At 66.6% G+C, this 19,190-nt stretch carries 18 protein-coding genes; 9 read left to right on the forward strand and 9 right to left on the reverse strand.

What is annotated here, in order from left to right; all coding sequences use genetic code 11:
- Positions 1 to 23: 23 nt before the first annotated feature.
- The 5 genes from IV501_RS07305 to IV501_RS07325 all read right to left on the reverse strand — a co-directional run bounded on the left by IV501_RS07305 (position 24) and on the right by IV501_RS07325 (position 6,142).
- A complete protein-coding gene (locus IV501_RS07305; RefSeq protein ID WP_200555786.1) occupies positions 24 to 1,280 on the reverse strand; it encodes a hypothetical protein in 1,257 nt (418 codons plus the stop codon).
- Positions 1,277 to 2,443 carry a sensor histidine kinase gene (locus IV501_RS07310; RefSeq protein ID WP_200556143.1) on the reverse strand — a complete coding sequence of 389 codons (1,167 nt, stop codon included), beginning with the start codon at positions 2,441 to 2,443 and terminating at the stop codon, positions 1,277 to 1,279. The genes IV501_RS07305 and IV501_RS07310 overlap by 4 nt, the downstream gene beginning before the upstream one ends.
- A gap of 69 nt (positions 2,444 to 2,512) precedes the next feature.
- Positions 2,513 to 3,166: a response regulator transcription factor gene (locus IV501_RS07315; RefSeq protein ID WP_200555787.1), complete on the reverse strand. Its 654-nt coding sequence runs from the start codon at positions 3,164 to 3,166 to the stop codon at positions 2,513 to 2,515.
- Between the two features lie 154 nt (positions 3,167 to 3,320).
- Complete coding sequence (gene metX, locus IV501_RS07320) at positions 3,321 to 4,523, reverse strand: homoserine O-acetyltransferase MetX (RefSeq protein ID WP_200555788.1); 1,203 nt, start codon at positions 4,521 to 4,523, stop codon at positions 3,321 to 3,323.
- A gap of 293 nt (positions 4,524 to 4,816) precedes the next feature.
- Positions 4,817 to 6,142 carry a bifunctional o-acetylhomoserine/o-acetylserine sulfhydrylase gene (locus IV501_RS07325; protein ID WP_200555789.1) on the reverse strand — a complete coding sequence of 442 codons (1,326 nt, stop codon included), beginning with the start codon at positions 6,140 to 6,142 and terminating at the stop codon, positions 4,817 to 4,819.
- A 155-nt stretch (positions 6,143 to 6,297) separates the two neighbouring features.
- Between IV501_RS07325 and IV501_RS07330 the strand changes: the two genes are divergently transcribed.
- Together IV501_RS07330 and IV501_RS07335 are read left to right on the forward strand one after the other, a co-directional pair.
- Positions 6,298 to 6,894, forward strand: coding sequence for a PadR family transcriptional regulator (locus IV501_RS07330; protein ID WP_200555790.1), 597 nt, complete (start codon positions 6,298 to 6,300; stop codon positions 6,892 to 6,894).
- Positions 6,891 to 8,486, forward strand: a complete 1,596-nt coding sequence (locus IV501_RS07335; protein WP_200555791.1) for an MFS transporter — start codon at positions 6,891 to 6,893, stop codon at positions 8,484 to 8,486. Before IV501_RS07330 ends, IV501_RS07335 begins: the two co-directional genes overlap by 4 nt.
- Positions 8,487 to 8,688: 202 nt before the next feature.
- On the opposite strand, the gene IV501_RS07340 is transcribed toward IV501_RS07335, so the two are convergent.
- Positions 8,689 to 9,822 (reverse strand): acyltransferase family protein, encoded by a 1,134-nt coding sequence (locus IV501_RS07340; RefSeq protein ID WP_200556180.1) that lies wholly within the window; start codon positions 9,820 to 9,822, stop codon positions 8,689 to 8,691.
- Positions 9,823 to 9,874: 52 nt separating this feature from the next.
- Here IV501_RS07340 and IV501_RS07345 point away from each other — a divergent pair, with 52 nt between their 5' ends.
- Positions 9,875 to 10,651, forward strand: a complete 777-nt coding sequence (locus IV501_RS07345; protein ID WP_234698351.1) for an SDR family NAD(P)-dependent oxidoreductase — start codon at positions 9,875 to 9,877, stop codon at positions 10,649 to 10,651.
- Here the strand turns inward: IV501_RS07345 and IV501_RS07350 are convergent.
- Positions 10,648 to 12,126 (reverse strand): MFS transporter, encoded by a 1,479-nt coding sequence (locus IV501_RS07350; protein WP_200555793.1) that lies wholly within the window; start codon positions 12,124 to 12,126, stop codon positions 10,648 to 10,650. The two genes, IV501_RS07345 and IV501_RS07350, sit on opposite strands and share 4 nt — an antisense overlap.
- A 60-nt stretch (positions 12,127 to 12,186) precedes the next feature.
- Here IV501_RS07350 and IV501_RS07355 point away from each other — a divergent pair, with 60 nt between their 5' ends.
- From IV501_RS07355 to IV501_RS07370, 4 genes are read left to right on the forward strand one after another with little or no spacing between them, the layout of a single operon-like run.
- Positions 12,187 to 12,672: a phosphoribosyltransferase gene (locus IV501_RS07355; RefSeq protein WP_200555794.1), complete on the forward strand. Its 486-nt coding sequence runs from the start codon at positions 12,187 to 12,189 to the stop codon at positions 12,670 to 12,672.
- 60 nt (positions 12,673 to 12,732) lie between these two features.
- Positions 12,733 to 13,395 (forward strand): uracil-DNA glycosylase, encoded by a 663-nt coding sequence (locus tag IV501_RS07360; protein WP_200555795.1) that lies wholly within the window; start codon positions 12,733 to 12,735, stop codon positions 13,393 to 13,395.
- 38 nt (positions 13,396 to 13,433) lie between these two features.
- A complete protein-coding gene (locus IV501_RS07365) occupies positions 13,434 to 14,849 on the forward strand; it encodes a DHA2 family efflux MFS transporter permease subunit (protein ID WP_200555796.1) in 1,416 nt (471 codons plus the stop codon).
- Positions 14,850 to 14,876: 27 nt separating this feature from the next.
- Complete coding sequence (locus IV501_RS07370) at positions 14,877 to 15,473, forward strand: GNAT family N-acetyltransferase (protein WP_200555797.1); 597 nt, start codon at positions 14,877 to 14,879, stop codon at positions 15,471 to 15,473.
- 7 nt (positions 15,474 to 15,480) lie between these two features.
- Here IV501_RS07370 and IV501_RS07375 read toward each other — a convergent pair whose 3' ends face one another.
- Positions 15,481 to 15,807, reverse strand: a complete 327-nt coding sequence (locus tag IV501_RS07375) for a DMT family transporter (protein ID WP_200555798.1) — start codon at positions 15,805 to 15,807, stop codon at positions 15,481 to 15,483.
- A gap of 35 nt (positions 15,808 to 15,842) precedes the next feature.
- On the opposite strand from IV501_RS07375, the gene IV501_RS07380 reads away from it, so the two are divergent.
- On the forward strand, positions 15,843 to 16,205 hold the full coding sequence (locus IV501_RS07380) for a hypothetical protein (protein WP_200555799.1): 363 nt from the start codon (positions 15,843 to 15,845) through the stop codon (positions 16,203 to 16,205).
- Positions 16,206 to 16,208: 3 nt separating this feature from the next.
- Here the strand turns inward: IV501_RS07380 and IV501_RS07385 are convergent, their stop codons facing one another.
- Entirely contained in the window at positions 16,209 to 17,447 is a 1,239-nt protein-coding gene (locus tag IV501_RS07385; protein ID WP_200555800.1) for an LCP family protein, read from the reverse strand.
- 47 nt (positions 17,448 to 17,494) lie between these two features.
- Here IV501_RS07385 and IV501_RS07390 point away from each other — a divergent pair, with 47 nt between their 5' ends.
- Positions 17,495 to 18,919, forward strand: coding sequence for an amidase (locus IV501_RS07390; protein WP_200555801.1), 1,425 nt, complete (start codon positions 17,495 to 17,497; stop codon positions 18,917 to 18,919).
- Positions 18,920 to 19,190 lie beyond the last annotated feature (271 nt).

Genomic DNA, 19,190 nt, shown 5'->3' on the forward strand with positions numbered 1-19,190 from the left:
TCAGGATGGCACGTGGGGAAATGCTATTGGTCTGCCGGGTTGGCGACCATGCAGTCGATCTCGACACGCAGGCTCGAGTTCTGAGTCGAGTCAACGAACCGACCGACCTTGCCGATCGCATCCCAGGTCGCCGGGTCGACACGATTGCGGGCGACCCCGGTGGTGGTCATGACCACCGGCACGGTGATCATCTTGGTGACGGGATCGGGCAGCGCCGTGACGGGCCCGAGGGTGACCTGTGCCGTGGAGGCACCTTTGCGTTTGTCGCTGACCAGCAGCCACACGGCCGACAGCAGGCCGTCGCGCTGCACCGGATTGAGCAGCCCGGCGAGCGAACCGCGGTCAGTCAGGGTGACCGACTTGCCGAGCTGCTCTGACTCCGTGATGGCGTGGTACAGCCAGGTCTCGCGACGCCCCTCGATCAGGTGCAGTCGAAGCTCTGTGGCGAGGGATGCCGCTACCGACGCCGTCTTCGGAGTCAGGGGGAGTTCGGTGCGCCCGGTTGCCACCGAGTCCAGAAGTTCTTCTGCCGCGAGGTCAAGCCGGGCGAGCTCTTCAGAGGCGAGCATTCCGACCGCGAAGCGCGGCGCGGAGACGGTGCTCTGCACCAGAACCCGGTCGAGTTCGAGCTGCACGATCCGCCGGAACCATCTCACGACGTACAGACCGACGATGGAGGGCGCGATGCAGAGCACCACGGCCAGGATCTGGGCGGGAAGAGTCTGATCGTTCAGCGGAGTGTTGAGCACGATGGCGGTGACCATCGCCGCGCCGAGCAGCAGCGCGGCGATCAGGATCTCCAGCCCGCGGCGCAGGGCGAGTGCGACCAGCAGACCGAAACCCACGGAGACGGATGCCGTCGCGAACCGTCCGATGTCATGCATCGGCCAGATCGCGGTGAAGTCGAGCGCGACGACTCCGGCCAGCACGAGCAGGAAGACCGCGAACATCCAATTGGACATCCGCTCGCCGCGAGTGGCGATGGAGATGGCCACGCCCACCAGCGCGAGAGCGTAGAGGAACCAGGCCAAGGCGATGGGCAGTAGACGAGGGTAAGCGCCGGCGTGGCTGAGGAACATCGCGATGCCGTGAACCCCCTGCACGGCGGCGAGCACGCTCGCGCCGGTGCCGAGGTACCCCGTGCCGAGGCTCGCGCCGCGGGCACTCGCCTGGCGCATGGCGCGGCCCGCGGTGGACGCGGTCGGCACGCCCCGACGGTTGCGTCGCCCGAGGATGACGCCGAGGGTGTTCTCCTCCGGCGCGGTCCAACCACTGCTCACTTGGGCACCTCCAGCACGACGGTGGTGCCTGCGCCAGGGGAGGAGAACAGTCGCGCGTTTCCGCCGACCTCCTTCAGCCGGCCGACCACGGAGTCTTTGAAGCCGAGGCGCGCCTCGTCGATGTCTTTCAGGTCGAAGCCGACCCCGGCATCCGTCACCATGGCGCGCACGGTGGACTCGTCATCGGTGATCGTGACGTGGGCGTCGGTGACCCCGGAGTGCCTGCGCACGTTTTCGAGGCACTCGGCGAGGGCGAGCAAAAACGCGTCGAGCACGTCGCTCGGCAGGAGCACCTGCCCGGTGCCGTGCCAGCTGACCTCGAGGCCCATGCGGCCGAAGCGTTGCTTCACCGACTCCAGCGTGGTTCCGAGCGCACTCTCCTCGACTGGCTGCTCCAGGTTGTAGCCGCCGGATGACTGCGGCACCGGCGTCGCCCCCAGTCGCAGTTGGCGCAGCAGACGAGCGTCGTCGTTGGCCTGCTGCTGCAACGCGGATGGCGCGACGCCGACTCCGGAGTGCGCGAGAAGGGTGAGGGTGGCGAGCACTGTGTCATGTAACAGGCGAGCGCCCTGGCGACGCTGCGCCTCGGTCTCGCTGGCCTGCCGCTCGGCGCGGTGGGCGCGCCCGATGCTGTAGATGCGCCGTGCGGCGCGCGGCACACTCGCGCTGAGCCAGTAACCGAGCACCGCGGCCAGAACCCAGCCGAGAGCGACGGATGCCCCCTCCATGGTCGCAATGGTCGGCGCCCCGATCGTGACCTCGGTTGCGAGCACCGAGGTGAGAAAGCCGAGAACGAGCACGACGGTGCGACCGATGGTGGAGGTGAGAAGGATTGCGAAGGAGGCCAGCGATCCCGCGGCGAGCGGAACCATCGCGGTCGAGAGCGCGAAGCTGGCCGACCCGCCGAGCGGCAGCCCGCAGACGATCAGGATGGCGACACCAGAGACGAGTCCGAGGATCACCCAGATCAGCGACATGCTCACGCCCACCCGCACCTGCGAAAAGATGAGCACGACGAAAAGCGGCAGCACGGAGAGCAGAGTCGTCCCTTCGAGAACGCCCGGAATGCTGAAACAGAGCAATGCGACTGCCGACGACCCGAGACCGATGACTCTGGCCGAGCGCTGCAGAAGACGATCGCGCTCTTTGGCGATGAGTTCCACGCTTGCAATAGTCACACAGACCGTGACCTTAAATGGGGGTACATACGACGTGTCGCTAGCCGGAATCCGCTATTCCGGGGCCAGCCAGCCTTCCCGGATGCCGTGGCGGCGGAGCAGGATCTTGGTACCGAGATCGATGCCCAACTCGCGATACTTGCGCCGCCCACGTTTGATGTACGACTTGACCGTCTCCTCGGTCGTCCCCATCTCGGAAGCCACCTCGCGGATCGATCGCCCGGAAGCGTAGAGCACGAGAGCTCGCTGCTCCTGCTTGCCGAGACCCGGGTCTTTCGCGGTCGACATCACCTCGAGCGCAGCGGTCAACGGAGCGTTGCGGTACTGCGCTCCGCTCGCGGCCGATCGGATTGCGCTCACGATCTCGTCCGCTGCCTCGGTCTTCGGTACGAAGGCAAGTGCTCCCGCGCGGATGGCGCCGTGGATGGAGGCCAGGTCGGCGTGCCGACTCATGACGACAACATGAGTGCCGGCGGCCGCAAGGGCACGCACCTTCGCCCCAATGGCGATGTTGTCGTCGAGATTGAGGTCGAGCACCGCGACATCGACCGGGAAGTCGCGGTGCGAGAGCAGACCGGCCCAACTGGTCTCGGCGATCATCACCGCGATTCCGCTGTCGCGCGCACGCAGATGCGCGACGATTCCGTCGACGACGAGGCGATGATCGTCGATTACTGCTGCCGTGATGACGTTCGGGCGCGTCTTCATCAGTGCCAATGAATCCCCTTAGCGCGCGGGAATTCGGGTGCCCGCGCAGACTGCTCTGTCTACCCAGCATAGGAGTAACTCAGTAATCCTTACTAACTGGGGTCGCTGGCATCCGTTCGCGGCGGTCAGCGCGGTGGGGTGACGCACCGCCGAGTCAGCCGGCAAGCAGCCTGGCGACCTCGGGCCCGACGAGTTCGTGTTCGATCAGAAAACCGTCGTGGCCGAATTCCGAGTGGATGACGACGGCCTCATCCCCGTCGATATTGCCGGTCAGCCCGCGCGCGATCAGCTGCTGATCCGGCACGGGGAAGAGTCGGTCGCTGTCGATGCCGAGCACGAGGGCGCGTGCGGTGACCCGGGCGAGTGCCGCCGCGACCCCGCCGCGGTCGCGTCCGATGTCGTGAGAGTTCATCGCCTGCACGAGCAGTACGTAGCTGTTGGCATCGAAGCGCCGGGTGAACTTGTTGCCGTGGAAGTCGAGGTAGCTTTCCACTGCGAAACGGCCGTGGGCGCCCAGGGGGCTGATGCTCGACTGCCAACTGCGCTGGAACCGATCGTTCAGCTCGGTGGGGGAGCGGTAATTGAGGAGTGCCATTCTGCGGGCGAGGGCCAGGCCGCGGTATGGGCCGTCGCCATCCGTCTCGTAGTAGTCCCCGCTCTCGAAGTTCGGGTCCATGTGCACCGCCTCGATCTGCACCGAATTCAGGGCGATCTGGTCGGCGCTGCTGATCGACGGCGCCGCGAGGATGGCGACCCTCTCCACGCGGTCGGGATACCCGATGGCCCACTCCAGCGCGTGCATCCCGCCCATCGATCCGCCGATGACCGCGGCCCACCGCTCGATGCCGAGCTGGTCGGAGAAGGCGGCCTGCGCGGCGACCTGGTCACGGATGGTCAGGTACGGAAAGCGAGCGCCCCACTCCCGACCGTCGGGTGCGAACGAGGCTGGCCCGGTGCTGCCCTGGCATCCGCCGAGCATGTTCGGGGCGACCACGAACCAGCGATCGGTGTCGATCGCCTTGCCCGGTCCGACGAGGTCGGACCACCACCCGGCGGTCGGATGTCCGGGGCCGGGAGTGCCGAGAACGTGGCTGTCCCCGGTGAGGGCGTGCAGCACGAGCACCGCGTTACCGCCGTCGGTGTCGAGCTCGCCCCAGGTCTCGTAGGCGATGCGGGCCGACGGGAGCGACCCGCCCCGCTCGAGCTGGCGTGGCCCGATGGAGACGAAGAGCCGATCGCCGGGCGGATCGCCCTCACGCCAGGCGCCGGTCACCGGAGGCTTGCCGGTGATCGCCCTCGCGTTCGCCTCGGTCACGAAGCTCGCGGGCGCGGTGTCTTCCGGTGTCTGCCAGTCCATGTCCCTGCCAGTATCCCAGCGCCGCTGTCGCCGTGCGGATTTGTTACGGGTTGCAGCCCTATCTCCGGTTGAGGTTGCCGCGACGACCCCTTCGGTGGCCTGGCCCACGCCGCTGGTTGAGCAGGCCGCGACGACTGTCGAGGGCCTGGACCAAGCCGCCGGTTGAGTAGGCCGCGACGAAGGAGCAGCCGTATCGAAACCACCTGGTGTGTCTCGATACGCGTCCTCCTTCGTCGGGCGCTCCTCGACCGGCGATGAACTACGCGGTCGCGGCCTACTCGACCGGCGATGAACTACGCGCTCGCGGCGGCGCGGGTGACCTCGCGGGCGGCCGCCAGACCCTTGTCGAGGTCGGCGATGATGTCGTCGATGTTCTCGAGGCCCACCGAGAGACGCACGAGCCCCGGCGTCACGCCCGAGGTCAGCTGCTGCTCGGGGGTGAGCTGCGAGTGGGTGGTCGACGCCGGGTGGATGATGAGGCTCCGCACATCGCCGATGTTGGCCAGGTGGCTGAACAGCGTGACGCTGTCGACCAGGGCGCGCCCGGCATCCACCCCACCCTTGAGCTCGAACGACAGCACGGCTCCGACGCCGAGGGGGGCGTACTCGTTGGCCTTGGCGTACCAGGGGCTCGACGGGAGGCCGGAGTAGTTGACCGAGGCCACGTCGTCGTTGCTGTCGAGCCACTCGGCGACGGCCTGGGCGTTCTGCACGTGGCGTTCGATGCGCAGGCTCAGGGTCTCGATGCCCTGGATGAGCTGCCACGCGCTCGCCGGGGCGATGGCCGAACCGAGGTCGCGGAGCAACTGCACGCGCGCCTTGATGATGTAGGCGATGCCATCGCCGAGCACGGTGGTGTAGCTGGCGCCGTGGTAGCTCGGGTCGGGCTCGGTGAGTCCGGGGAACTTCTCCACGTTCTTCGACCACTCGAACTTGCCGCCATCGACGATGATGCCGCCGATGACCGTGCCGTGGCCGCCGAGGAATTTGGTCGCGGAGTGCACGATGATGTCGGCGCCATGCTCGAACGGACGGATCAGGTATGGCGTCGCGATCGTGTTGTCGACGATGAGCGGCACCCCGGCCTCATGGGCGACATCGGAGACGAGCTTGATGTCGAGGATGTTGATCTTCGGGTTGCCGATGGTCTCGGCGAAGAAGAGCTTGGTGTTCGGACGTACCGCCGCTGCCCACTCGGCCGCATCATCCTGATCTTCGACGAAGGTCGTCTCGATGCCGAGCTTCGCGAGCGTGTACTTGAACAGGTTGTATGTGCCGCCGTAAATGGACGACGACGAGACGATATGGTCGCCGGCCTGGGCGATGTTGAGCACCGCGAAAGTCTCCGCGGCCTGACCGGAGGCGACCAGGAGTGCGGCGGTGCCGCCTTCCAGCGCGGCCACCCGCTCCTCGACGACGTTCTGCGTCGGGTTCTGGATGCGCGTGTAGATGTTGCCGAACTCGGCGAGAGCGAACAGGTTTTTGGCGTGCTCGGCGTTGTTGAACACGTACGAGGTGGTCTGGTAAATCGGGGTGGCGCGGGCGTTGGTGACCGGATCCGGGGCCGCTCCGGTGTGGATCTGCTTGGTCTCGAACTTCCAGTCGGCTGCGTCGCTCATTGGGTTCTCCTTGCAACAGTCGTGAGTGTGGGTGATGGCTCTCGAGAGCGAGCCTAGGCAGGCCGTTTCCGAGCGGCAATGGACCGCGACACACGACGTAACCGGATGACCGGCCGAATTTGACGACGTCGGACTAGTCATGTGAGAGTAGTCGCGTGTCATCGATCAGATTATTCGTGTTGGGATCCCTCGCTGAGCGGGGCCCGATGCATGGTCGCGCTCTCGTGCACCTGGCTGAGGAAGAGCACATCGACGAATGGACCGACTTCGCCGCCAGCGCGATCTACGGTGCTATCAAGCGTCTTGCGACTGAAGGACTGATCGTCTCGGAGCGCATCGAGAAACAGGGCAATTACCCGGAGCGACAGGTGTACCGGGTGAGCGATGACGGCCGTCGGGTGTTATATGAATTGCGGGAGAAGACTCTCGCCGACATCGTCATCAAACCGGATCCGATCGACCTGGCACTGGCCCGACTCGACCCGGAACGGCTGGATGAGCTGCCCACCGTGCTCGGGGACCGCGCCGAGCGTATCCGCTCCACCCTGGCCGACGAGGAGCAGCACCTCACCGAGATCCGTCAATACCTCACCCTCGCCGAGAGCTGGTCGATGCGACACAAGCTCTCCCGACTGCGCGGAGAGCTCGCCTGGCACGACGACCTGCTCTCCGTGCTTCCCGACATCATCGCCGAAGAAAAACTCCGAACGTCGAAATCCCGAACGTCCGCGAAAGGACACCCAGACTCATGACCGAAACCGTTCCAACCCCGTCGGCGCCGCCGTCCGGCCGGCCCGCCTGGGAAGCCCCGGCCGGCGTGACCGACAAGCGTGCATGGGCGACCCTGGCCGTGCTGCTCGTCGGCATGTTCATGTCCCTCCTCGACACGACCATCGTCAACGTCGCGCTTCCCACCATCCGTGACAGCATCAATGCCGACGAGGCGACGCTCGCCTGGATCATCTCCGGCTACGCGCTCGCATTCGGCCTGGTGCTCATCCCTGCCGGACGCATGGGCGACCGTTTCGGTCACAAGTGGGTCTTCATCATCGGACTCACGCTGTTCACCGTCGCGAGCCTCGCGGCAGGTCTCGCCCAGGATTCGACCACTCTCATCATGGCCCGGGTCGTGCAGGGCCTTGGTGGCGGCATCTTCTTCCCGCCAGTGACCGCGTTCATCCAGCTGCTGTTCCCGCCCATGAAGCGGGGCAAGGCCTTCGCCATCATGGGTGCGGTGATCGGTGTCTCCTCGGCTCTTGGACCCGTGGTCGGCGGCCTCATCATCCAGGCCCTCGGTGAGACGAGTGGCTGGCGCTACATCTTCTTCGTGAACCTGCCGATCGGGATCATCGGCGTCGTTGCGGCGATCTTCGTGCTGCCGAAGCTGGTCGCTGGCGCGAAATCGCGGATGGACTTCTTCGGACTCCTGCTGCTCGCCGGTGCCCTGGTCGCCATCCTGGTTCCGCTGATCCAGGGTCAGGACGAGGGATGGCCCGCCTGGACGTATGTCTCGCTCGCTGGCGGCGTCGTGCTGCTGGTGCTGTTCGCGCTCTGGGAGCGCCGGGTCGCCGCCGGCGGTGGATCGCCGTTGGTGCCGCCGCACCTGTTCTCGCACGCGGCCTTCACCGGGGGTACGATCCTCGCGCTGGTCTACTTCGCCGCGTTCACCAGCATCTTCTTCACGATCTCGCTGCTCTGGCAGGCCGGCCTCGGCCACACTGCCCTCGAGTCTGGACTGGTCTCGATCCCGTTCGCGATCGGCAACATCTTCGCGGCCTCGCAGAGCGACCGGCTGGCGCAGAAGCTCGGACGCGGGGTGCTGGTGCTCGGGACCGTGCTCGTCGCGGTGGGCCTGATCGCGCTCTGGCTGATCCTGCTGAACGTGGAGGCGAAGGACCTCACCAACTGGATACTGCTCGCCCCGCTGTTCATCGCGGGTGTCGGTAACGGATTCTTCATCGCGCCGAACGCGCGCTTCATCGTCGCGACAGTCGACCGCGCCGAGGCCGGAGCGGCGAGCGGTGTCATCGGAACCATGCAGCGCATCGGTAGCGCCATCGGTATCGCCGTCGTGAGCAGCGTGCTGTTCGGTATCGCCAACCTCGGCGGGCTGAAGGACGAGATCGCGGCCAAGGTGACCAAGGCAATCCCGGCGGCGATGCAGTCGGGCGACTATGCCACCCCGGCCGACGCAGCCAAGGCGCTGGGCTCGCAGTTCTCGAAGCAGCTGCTCGCCAGTCACTTCGGCGATGCGGCCACGATGGCGCTGTTCGTCAGCGCGATCTTCGCGATCGTCGCGGTGGCGCTGGTCTTCGTGCTGCCCAAGCGCGTGAGCCTGCACTAGCCACACCACGCAGCACTGGAGCGGGGCGGTCTTCGGGCCGCCCCGCTTCGTCGTTAAGGTGCACTCGGTCTTTCGGCTGCAGTCAACAGGATGGGGCGGCCGAAAGTACCGAATCTGTCCTGTTGGCGGACGAAACCGCGATGTGGTCCTGTTGGCGGACGGAGTGCAGGGGGATGGAGTGCAGGCTGGCGGGGTGCAGCGGCTAGCGCTGGGGGCGGCGGGCGCCGGTCGGGTCGGTGCGCGAGCCCCGCCCCGGCTTGTCGTCGAGCTCGATGAACAGCCAGCGCGGCTTCGGCTCGATCAGCGGGCGGAACACCGTGCGGATGATGGGACTGGCCAGGGCGATCGAAATCGCGATGGCAGCGAGGATCACCGCGGCAAGGAGCCAGTCCGACGGATGCTCGCCCTTCAGTACGCCGGTCTCTCGCAGCGGGTAGAGCACGAAACTGTGCAGCAGGTAGATGTACATCGTCGCCTGACCGAAGCCGGTGATCCAGCTCTGCGATCGGGGAACCAGCACGAAGAACGCCGCGCTCAGGATGGCCGCCAGCGCGAGAAAGGCGAGCCGAACGAATCCGGCCCACCAGGCATCCTGACCGAGCCCGTCGTAGCTGTCGTCGTAGAAGAACCAGTGGACGCTGATCTCCTTCCAGAACCCGATGAAGAAGACGACGCTGAGGGCCCAGGTGATGAGTACCGCTGCCGCGATGAGCCGCACCCAGAGGGCCTGACGGTCGAGCATCCGCCATTTCTCGGCTAGCTTCCATTGCCGCACCTGCCAGCCGAGCACGAAGAACGGGAGGATGCCGATGGCCCGGGAGAGGGAGAACGTGCTGTCGACGTTGCTCAGGTAGCCGACCCCGACCGAGAACACGATCGACCAGAGCAGTGGGAAGCGCAGCAGCACAAGATAGGGCAGCACCAGCCGGAAGACCGCGAGGGCGAGCAGGAACCACAGGGTCCAGTGCGGGGTGGTCGGGTTGAGGCTGGTCGACCCCTCGGCGAGGTACTGAACTACCGTCCAGATGGTCTGCATGATCGCGTACGGCAGCAGGATGTCGGTGATGACCTTGCGCATCTGTCGCGACCCAGGCGGGCTGGCCTTGGAGAAGTAGCCGCTGATGATCGCGAAGGCCGGCATGTGGAACGCGTAGATGAAGACGTAGACCATGAGCGCGTGGTCAGATTGCCCGGTCAGCCGCTGCACGGAGTGGCCGATGACCACGAGCGCGACGCAGAGGAAGCGCGCGTTATCCCAGAGCGGAACGCGGCGCTTGCGGGCTGGCGCAGGGCTCGGCGCTATTGAGGGCGAAACCTCGGCGGTCGCTGACGTCACGGCGACAACCCTAGCCGCGCTAGCGTTTAACCCATCGAATGAGGGAGAGACGTTGACAGCGAGACGAGTGGTGGTAACGGGCGCGAGTTCGGGCATCGGCGCGGCAACAGCGCGCCTGTTCCGGGCGCACGGCTGGGATGTCGTGGCCGTCGCCCGCCGCACCGAACGCCTCGAGGCGCTCGCCGACGAGACCGGCTGCGACATCTTCACCGCCGACCTCACCGATCAACTTCAGGTGGATGCCCTGCGCGACTACGTCCAGGCGCTCGGGCCGGTGCACGCTCTCGTCAACAACGCGGGGGGCGCGTTCGGCCTGGCGTCGGTCGAGGCGGGGGATCCGGAGGACTGGATCCGCATGTTCGACGTGAACGTCGTCGCCGTGAAGCGGGTCACGAGCGCGCTGCTGCCGCTGCTGCGTGCGGCGTCCGTTGACGGGGGCCACGCAGACATCCTCACCGTCACCTCGATCGCCGGCCACGTCGCCTACGAGGGCGGTGGCGGGTACAACGCCGCGAAGTTCGCCGAGCACGCGATGGTGGCGGTGCTGAGGCTGGAGCTCGCGGGCGAGCCGATCCGGGTGCTCGAGGTGGCGCCCGGAATGGTTCACACCGAGGAGTTCTCGCTGGTGCGCTTCGCCGGCGACCAGGCCAAGGCCGATGCGGTCTACGACAACGTGCCGGAGCCGCTCGTGGCGGAGGACATCGCCGAGGCGATCGTGCACGCCATCGAGCTTCCTGGCCACGTGAACCTCGATCTGGTCACGATCAAGCCGGTGGCGCAGGCCGCCCCGTGGAAGGTTATCCGCGGCGAGCTGAAGCCCAAGCTCTAGGCGGGGAGCGCGGCGTCGGCGAAGGCGAGTTTCGGCACGAAGAACAGCAGCACGGCGGCCACGAGCGCGCCCGCACCGCAGATCACCCAGACGGTCATATAGCCGGCGAGGCTGGATGCCGTGCTCGACACGGCCCCGCTCGATACAGCACTGATGACTCCGCCGGCCAGCACGATGCCGAATACGGCGGAGGCGAACGATCCGCCGATCGTCTTGGTGGTGTTCGTCAGAGCGGCCGCGATGCCGGTCTGCCCGAGGGGTGCGGCCGCAGCGGCCGCGGCCGGCATCGCGCCGACCAGAGCGCCGGAGCCGAGGCCGGCGATGAACATGTTCATGAACACCTCCCAGACCTGCAGATGCAGGGGGAGGAAGAGCAGGTACCCGATCGCAACCAGGAAGGCGGCGCCGATCAGGGCCACTCGCGGCGTGAGGCGCCGTGACAGCACGGGGAAGAACAGGGCGCCGATGATCATCGAAATCAGGTAGACGCCGATCAGGGTCGAGCGGTCACCGGAGTCGAGCCCCAGCCCGTAGCCGTTCGCCGGATCCGTTCCCGCGTAGGCACTGAGCGGTGCCTGCGCGCCGAGCAGGCTTATGCCGATCAGCGCCGCGGTGAGCTGCACGGGCCACATGGTGGGCTGCATCAGCACCCGCAGATCGATGGCGGGGTCATCCTGTCGCAGCTCGTAACGGGCGAAGGGCACGAAGGCGGCGATGCCCGCCACGATCAGCAGGTACGCCCACCACGCGGTCATCCCGTTCAGGCGAAGGAAGGTGAGGCCAGAGGTGATGAGCAGCAGGCCGACGGTGAGGATGCTGAAGCCCACGATGTCGAGGCGTCGCCCGGGCAGCGGGGTCGACTCCGGCACGCCGAATAGCACCGCGAAGAACACCAGAGTGACCGCGATCGCCGGGATCATGAGGGTGAGCGGAACGTTGTGATCGAACCATCCGAACACCCGGCCGCCCAGCAGGGCGCCGACGATCGCGCCGGTCTCGAGCGCCACCACCAGGAAGCCGGCGGCACGCCGGGTCTGCGACGGACCGCGACCGGTGCGGCGCCCGCGATCGAAGATGAGCGCGATCTCCAGGGGCAGCCAGACCGTGTAGAAACCCTGAAGCGCCCAGGCGATGAGAAACAGCACGAAGTTGTCGGCGAAGACCAGCGCCCAGGTGGCGAGCCCCGTGAGCACGGTCGAGATCAGCAGGATGCGCTTGTGCCCGAACATGTCGCCGAGCTTGGCGAGCACCGGCACCGTGAGCGCGGCGACGAGCAGTTGCGCAGCCTCGAACCAGTTGAAATCGGCGTCGCGGATGTGCAGGTATTTCACCAGGTCGCTGATCAGCGGCACGTAGTAGCCCTGCAGGATGCCGCTGACGATCTCCACCAGAAACAGAAAGCCGATGAGACCGAACGTCACGCTGCCGGCTCGCGGCACATTCTGTGACGTGCTAGATGCTGGCGCCGTCGTCATGATCGGATGCTAGTGGCAGGAGGGTCATGATCGACACATCCGGGCCTGTACCGTTGTCTCATGGCTGAAGTCGAACGTGAAATTCTGGGTTGGGACGAGTTCGGGAATGCGTCCCGGGAACTCGCGAGAAGCATTCACGGAAGTGGCTTCGAAGCGGATGTCGTGGTCGCCATCGCCCGCGGAGGGCTGCTGCTGGCCGGCGCCGTGGCGTACGCGCTCGACGTGAAGAGCTGCGGAGCACTGAACGCCGAGTTCTACACCGGTGTCGACGCCCGCTTGGACGAGCCGGTCATCCTGGCGCCATACCTCGACGAGGTTTCGCTCTCGGGCAAGAAGGTGTTGCTGGTGGATGACGTCTCGGACTCCGGCCGCACCCTCGCGATGGTGCTCGACCTGATTCGTCTGGCCGGCGCCGACGTGCGCACGGTGTGCCTGTACTCCAAGCCGCAGACCGTGCTCGAGCCAGACTACGTGTGGCGCAAGACCGCGAAGTGGATCGCCTTCCCGTGGTCGTCGAAGCCGCCCGTCACGCTCGAGGCCAACTGACGCGCTGACGCAGCGACAGACCGACGCGACGACACACCGACATAACGACACACTGACGCCGTGGCCAAATCGCTCTCCGAGCTGATCGACCCCGGGTGGGCGGAGGCCCTCGCGCCCGTCGCCGACCAGGTGGCGGCGATGGGAGAGTTTCTGCGCGCCTCCGGGCCCTACCTGCCCGCCGGCGCGCACGTGCTGCGCGCCTTCGAGCGACCGTTCGCGGATGTCCGGGTGCTGATCGTGGGTCAGGACCCGTACCCGACGCCGGGGCACGCCATCGGGCTCTCCTTCGCGGTCGACCGGGCAGTGCGCCCGCTGCCACGCAGCCTGCAGAACATCTACCGCGAGCTGAAGGACGACCTCGGCATCGAGCATCCCGAGCACGGCGACCTGAGCGCATGGGCCGACCAGGGCGTGATGCTGCTCAACCGGGTGCTGACCGTGGCGCCGGGGGAGTCCGCCTCGCACAAGGGCAAGGGCTGGGAGGCGATCACCGCGACCGCCATCCACGCACTGGCGACGCGCGGTGGGCCGCTGGTGGCGATTCTGTGGGGGCGTGATGCCATCGCGTTGGAGCCGATGCTCGGGCAGGTCCCGGTGGTGAAGTCCGTGCATCCGAGCCCACTGTCGGCGTCGCGCGGCTTCTTCGGATCGAAGCCGTTCAGTCGAACGAACGCCCTATTGGTCGCGCAGGGCTCGACACCGATCGATTGGTCCGTACGCTGAGCTTCACCACCTGAAGCATTCCGACCGGACGGGACCGCATGTCGACGCAGACCACCGATGCTCCGGCCAGCACGATCGGCGCGGTCGCGCGCTACGGACTGCTGATCGGTCCGCTGCTCAGCATGATCGACTCGAGCATCGTCAACGTGGCTGTGCCCGACATCGCGACGGAGCTGACAGCGCAGCTCGACGAGGTGCAGTGGGTGGTCAGCGGGTACCTGCTCGCGCTCGGCGTCTCGCTCGCCCTCACCGCCTATCTCGCCAAGCGCTACGGCGTGCTGCGGGTCTACACGGTGAGCATGGTGCTGTTCGTGCTGGCGTCGGCAGCGTGTGCCGTCGCGCCGAACATCGAGTTCCTGATCGCGTTCCGTGCGGTGCAGGGATTCGTCGGTGCTCCGCTCGTTCCACTCGCGCTCAGCATCCTGCTCGGAAAAGACGGGATCGGCGGCGGCAAAGTGCCTATCTCGGCGGCGCTCACTCTGTTCCTCGCGCCCGCGCTCGGTCCGACACTGGGCGGCCTCCTCATCGGTGCGGGGGGTTGGCGCTGGATCTTCATCGTCAACGTGCCGGTCGGGGTGATCGGACTGCTGCTCCTGCTGCGGGTTCCGACGTCGGTCGGTGCTCTCGGGTCGTCATCGGCGCGATTCGATCCGGTCGGCTTCGTGTTGCTCGCTCTCGGGCTGACAGGGGCTCTGTTCGGGGCCACGGAAGGGACATCCGAGGGGTGGGACAGTCCCGTCTCCTGGCTTCCGCTCGGGCTCGGCCTGGCGCTGCTGGTCGGCTACGTGTTCTGGGCGCTCCGTCGCGCCCATCCGGCGGTGGACCTGCAGATGATGCGGCACCGCAACTCGGCGATCGCTCTCGTATTACAGGTGTTCTGTTCCGTGGTCGCGTTCGGCACGGTCTTCTTGCTGCCGGTCTTCACCCAGTCGGTGCAGGGGCACAGCGCCTTCGCGACCGGTATCGCGCTGCTGCCGCAGGGGATTGTGATGGGAGTTGCGACGTTCTTCGGGCAGAAGCTCTCGGTGCGGGTGCCACTCAAGATCTTGGTCGTGTCCGGCTTCGCGATCCTCGCGATCTCGAGCGTGTTCCTGATCACCCTCGAACAAGACACACCACTCTGGGCAACCGCCCTCATCCTGTCCGGACGCGCGATCGCGATCGGTCTGGTCACCGCGCCCCTGCTCGTGGCGATGCTCGCGCCCCTGCCAGAAGATCAGCTCGCCGACGGCAACACGCTGTTCAACATCACCCAGCGGCTCGGCGGGTCGATCGGGGTCAGCATCCTCGGGTCCGTCGTCGCGGGCGGGGCGACCCTCGCGGCCACGATCGATTCCTTCCACCTGGTCGGCGCAATCCTGGTAGCCATCGCGGTGGTCGCGGGTATCGTCTCGCTCTTCCTCACCCAGGATCGCAGCACTCCCGTGCGCTCGGTCAGCCCGCTCGGCGAATAGCAGTCCTCGAAAAGTTAGGCTTGCCCCATGCTCGAGGAGGAATACCTAGCCCACCACCGGCCGTTGCAGGCGCAGCGCAACCTGCCCCCGCTCGAGGTGCCGTTCGTCTACGAAATCCGGGATGCCGTGGAGACCGACCTCCCCGACATTCGCGAGATCTACAACCACTACGTCGCCAACTCCACCGTCACCTTCGACGAGACGCCGATGACGATCCGCGCCTGGCGCACCAAGTTCGCTCACGTGCGCAAGGTGAACATGCCGTTTCTGGTGGCGCAGAGCCCCAGCGGCCAGATACTCGGTTTTGCCTACGTCTACCCGTGGAAAGAGAAGGCCGCGTACCGTTTCACGGTCGAGGACTCGATCTACCTGGGTGCGGCATCCACCGGTAAGGGGCTCGGCCCGGTGCTGATGGAAGCGCTGATCGAGGCGTCGCGCGAGGCCGGCATCAAGGAGATCATCGCCGTGATCGCCGACAAGGGAGCGGATGCCTCGATCGCCATGCACCGCAACTTCGGCTTCAAGGAGATCGGGCACATGGGAAAGGTCGGCTTCAAGTTCGACCGCTGGCTCGGAACCGTGCTCATGCAGAAGTCGTTGAAGGGCTCGGGATCCCGCAAGTAGTCGTGGGCTAGTGCTTGCCACCGAGTTCGAGCAGCACGACGCCGCCGATCACCAACACCATGCCGACGATCTGTAGCCAGGTGAGCGGTTCTTTGAACAGCAGCCAGCTGATCACGACGACGAGCACCACGCCGACCCCGGCCCAGATCGCGTAGGAGATGCCGAGTGGCACACCCCGAGTGAGGGACTGCGAGAGCAGGAAGAACGCTCCGACGTAACCGGCCGTGACGATGATGTACGGCACGACCTTATTGCCCTCGCCGGTGGCGAACTTGAGGGCTGTGGTGGCGATGACCTCGGCGATGATCGCGCCGGCGAGGAAGAGATAGCCCATCACTCGAGCGTACCGGCGGCGGCTACAGTCGAAGCATGCCAGAAGCCCCGCGCACCCGCCCGTCCGGCGCCGTCGTGGTCCACTCCTTCGCCGGTCATCTGAAGGCCCGCCCGAGAGCGGTATTCGAGGCGCTCGACCGGCGGTTCAGCCCAGGTTCGGCGGGACAGAGCCGGTACCTCGCCGACCCCAATGCGTTTCTGATCGTGGCCGAGGGCGGCCGGTGGTACCGCGGCGAATATCGCATGGTGCCCGATGAGCACGGGTCGAACCTCGAGCACATCATGCTCAACATCGCCGGCCAGCAGAAACTTTCGAGGTTCACCGGTCGACGCGAGATCAAGAGCGCCCCCGCCGAGTTCGAGCGCCTGCTGCGGGAGCTGCGGCTCGAACTGCAGTAGCGGTTACCCCTTCGCGCGCTGCCCCTTCGTGCAGGTGTTCTGCGCGGCGGTCTGCCCGTTGACCGAGCTCGGCAAGGCGACGGCACTCGGGGCGGGAGTTGCGGCATCCGTCGGGGCTGCGCTGGTCGTGGCAGGCGTCGTGGGCGACGTGACGGTCGGATTGTTCGGGTCGAGGGTGGTTCCCTCTCCGGTTCCGCCGGTGAGCGCGATCGGCTGGTCGTTTCGGAGGGCTGTGAACAGGATGTCCGCGGCAGCTTTCGAGGGGAGCACCCCATTCTGTCCCGCCGCGGTGCCGTAGCCGGAGGGATACTTCACAAAGACGACATCCTCGAAGCTGATGTCTTTCACCGCGAGCGCCATCGACACCATCGTCGTGAGGTTGCTGAGCGATTCGGAGCGCTTGGTGTTGTCGACCACCGCCTTGGCCAGCTCGTAATCCTTCACCGGATTGCCGAGCACCTCGGGGGTCTTGATCTTGCGGACCAGAGCCGAGAGGAACGACTGCTGATTGCTGATGCGGGCGAGGTCGCTGCCGTCGCCCACTCCGTAGCGCACCCGAAGGAACTGCACCGCATCCTGTCCGACCAGAGTCTGCTGCCCGGCTTCGAGGTCGAAGTGGATCTGCTCGTCGTGAATCGCCTTGGCGATGCAGACCGTGACCCCTCCGACGGCGTTCGACATGCCGACCACGCCCTGAAACTCGGTGAGAGCGGCGAATGGAATGGTCATTCCGGTGAGGTTCTCGACGGTCTTGACGATGCAGGGAAGCCCGCCGTAGGTGAGGGCCACATTGATCTTGTTGACCTGGGCGGGGTAGTTTCCGCCCTTGCCGTTCGGGCAGGAGGCGATCGGGATGATCAGGTCGCGGGGAAAACTCACGACGGTGGCGCTCTGGTGGTCGGCCGAGACGTGCAGCAGCATGGTCACGTCATTGAGGTGCTCGCCACGCTTGCCATAGGCCGGGTCACCCTCGGCGCTGTCGCTGGCGGCGACGAGCACGTTGATCTCACCGTCGTAGGCGCCGAGCCCGGGCGGTGCCTTCGCCACCGGCTGCCCGATCAGCTTCACGCCGCCGGTGGTCACCGTGGTGGACAGGTCATAGACCGCTACCGCGCCGACCGCCGCCGAACTCACGGCGACGACCGCGATCGCCGCGACGACGAACTTCGCCGCGGTGGCCAACGGGCGCGGGTGGGAGAGCCGGCCGTGGCGGGCGAGGGGAGTCTGAGGGCGGCTCGGCATTCTCCGAGCCTACGGGGTTAGCCCACCAAGCGCCGTAGGCTCGGAGGGTGTTCGAACTCCATCACCTCAGTGCCCAGGAGCAGTGGGACTGGCTGCAGCGCGGCGAGATCACCCCGACCGAATTGACCGAGCACTACCTCTCGCGTATCGAGCGGATCGATCCCGAGATCGGCGCCTTCGTGACGGTGACCGCGGATGCCGCGCGCTCACGCTCGGCGTCACTCGACGCCGTTCCGCGCACCGCGGCCCTCTGGGGGCTGCCCTTCGCCGACAAGGATCTCTATGACCGGGCCGGCGTTCCCACTCGCTCCGGCTCGCGCCTGCTGGCCGACTACGTCGCAGCGGACGACCATGACATCGTGCGCACCTTGGACGAGGCCGGCGGGGTGAGCCTCGGCAAGACCGCGACGCCCGAGTTCGGGTTGTCGTCCTCCTCGGAGTTGCTAGCAGGTCAGGTGACCCGCAACCCCTGGGATCTCGGGGTGGGTACCGGTGGGTCGAGCGCGGGGGCTGCGGCGGCAGTGGCCGCGGGGCTACTTCCCTTCGCTCCGGGGTCGGATGGCGGCGGCAGCATCCGTATTCCCGCGGCGGCGACCGGGCTGGTCGGTCTGAAGCCCTCGCGCGGTCGCGTACCGGCGCAGTCGGGAATCGCCAGCATCGCCGGGTTGGCCGTGGGTGGACCGATCGCCCGCACCGTTGCGGATGCCGCCATGCTGCTCGACGCGATGGTCTCGCCGACGGGGCTGCCACCCGAGCATCTCTATGCGTTGCGAGCGCCGGAGAGCTTCGAGGGCGCCTTCCTCGGCGATGCGATGCGCGGGGAGGGACGGTTTCAGATCGCGGTGATGACGACGTCCCCCTGGGACGATGTGCAGCAGATCGAGATCGACCCCGGCATTCGGGCCGCACTCGATGGGACCGTGGACTTTCTGGTCGAGCTCGGTCACGGCATGGAGGAGATCGCGCTGCAGCCGAGTGACTACCCGGCGCTGTTCACTACCGTGTGGAAGGCGAGCGCGGCGGGGATCCCCGCGCGCACACCGGGCGAGCTCGAGCTGCTCGAGCCGATCACCCGCTGGCTGGTCGAACAGGGGCGCGCGATGTCGGCCGAGACGTTGCTTCAGGCGCAGGCCGGATTGTTCGCGTTCGAGCGATCGGTGATCCGCCAGTTCGCCTCGTACGACGCGGTGCTGACCCCGACCCTCGCGCAGTCGTCCCGCCCCATCGGGTGGTACTCGACCGACGACCCGGAGCTGAATTTCGCCCAGCAGGTGGCGTACGCGCCTTTCACGTCGTTCGTGAACGTGGCTGGGCTTCCCGCGATCTCCCTGCCGTTCGCCGTGGATGAGGCAGGCATGCCGGTGGGGGTTCAGCTGATCGGCCGGCCCGGGGGAGAGTCGGCGTTGCTCTCGATCGGTCGGCAGCTGGAGCGTCGGGCCCGGTGGGAGCGGCGGCACCCGCCGCAGTGGTGAGTGTGCCGCGTCGGTAGCTCGTCCGGTCCGTCCTGTCTGGTTCTGTCGTTCCCGTTTCTGGTTCTGTCGTTCCCGTTTCTGGTTCTGTCGTCCCCGCTCTGGTTTTGTCGTCCCCGCTCTCTTCCGAAATGACGGAGATTCTGCGAAAACCGTCCCGGATCCCGGTGTTCTCTGCCGGATGGTCGAAATCTCCGCCATTTCGGAACGGGGGAGTTTCGTTTGCGTCATGTCAGTTCGGGCTGACATTGGCGGGAACTGACATTGGGCCGGC

Origin of the sequence: Lacisediminihabitans changchengi (assembly GCF_016634425.1) — a bacterium.
GTDB lineage: Bacteria > Actinomycetota > Actinomycetes > Actinomycetales > Microbacteriaceae > Lacisediminihabitans > Lacisediminihabitans changchengi.